The organism is Pseudonocardia sp. SID8383 (genome assembly GCF_009864975.1).
Classification (GTDB): Bacteria; Actinomycetota; Actinomycetes; order Mycobacteriales; family Pseudonocardiaceae; genus Pseudonocardia; species Pseudonocardia alni.
On sequence record NZ_WWFY01000320.1, the window covers coordinates 1 to 1161 of the forward strand.

The 1161-nt window shown below is 76.6% G+C and carries 2 protein-coding genes; both read left to right on the forward strand.

Features of this window, described 5'->3' with window-relative positions:
- Nucleotides 1-373 (forward strand): GNAT family N-acetyltransferase (locus GTW08_RS07760; protein ID WP_161151681.1); only part of this gene is annotated, 373 nt, incomplete at its 5' end.
- A gap of 70 nt (nt 374-443) precedes the next feature.
- On the forward strand, nt 444-1025 hold the full coding sequence (locus GTW08_RS07765; protein WP_073573787.1) for a biotin transporter BioY: 582 nt from the start codon (nt 444-446) through the stop codon (nt 1023-1025).
- Nucleotides 1026-1161 lie beyond the last annotated feature (136 nt).

Genomic DNA, 1161 nt, shown 5'->3' on the forward strand with positions numbered 1-1161 from the left:
GCGCAGCCACGACGAGGTCGACCTCGCGACGCACCGCCGCTGGCTCGCCGGGTCGCTGGACCGCGACGACCGGCTGCTCCTGGTCGTCGACGACGCCCGCGGCCCGGTCGGCACCGTCCGCTGGGACCGCGCGGACGCCGCCTGGGAGGTGTCGATCACGGTCGCGCCGAAGCGCCGTGGGGAGGGTCTCGCCGGGCCGCTGCTGCGGGCCGGGGAGGACGCGCTGCGCGCCCGCACCGGCGCCGGGACCCCGGTGACCGCCGTCGTGCACACCGGCAACGACGCCTCGGCCCGGCTGTTCGCCCGGGCGGGCTACGGCGACCCCACCGGACCCGACGCGGACGGCTTCCGGACCCTGCACCGCGTGCTGTGACCGGGTCGGGTGTCGTGACGCAACCCGCACGGCACCCCTCCGGCACACCGATGTGACCTACCCTTCGCGCGTGTCCGGATCCCGTCCCGCGCTCCCCGCGGCCGACCTCGCCCGCGTGGTCGTGTTCGCCGCGTTCATCGCCGTCCTCGGGCTGTTCCCCGGCTTCGCCGGAGTGGCCGGGGTCCCGATCGTCCTGCAGAACGTCGGCCCGATCCTGGCCGGTGTGATCCTCGGGTGGCGGCTCGGCACGGCCTCGGTCGCGCTGCTGCTGGTGCTCACCGCGGTCGGGCTGCCGCTGCTGTCCGGCGGCCGCAACGGCGCCGCGTTCTTCGGCCCCAGCGGCGGGTTCCTCGTCGGCTGGCTGCTGTCCGCGCTGGTCGCGGGCCTGGTCGTGGCACGGTTCCGGTCGCGGTCGCTGCCCGTGCTGCTGCTCGCCTGTCTGGCCGGGCTGCTCGCCGACTACGTGATCGGCATGCCGTGGCTGGGCGTCTACATCGGCGATGTCACCGGCGGGATCGTGCAGTCCCTGGTCTTCGTGCCCGGTGACCTGATCAAGATCGTGCTGGCCGCGCTGATCGCGTCGCTGGTGCACCGGGCCCTGCCGGACCTGCTGCCGGTCCGCTCCGCGTCGTCCGAGCCCCGGGTCCGGTGAGCGGGGCGGAACGCGAGACCGCCGACGACGCGGCCGCGCCCGTCGTCCCCGCCCCCTGGCTCCCCCGCGGTCTCGCCGACGCCGTCGCCGCGGCCGGGGAGCGCCTCGCCCGGCTCGGGGTGCGGGCCGGGGAACG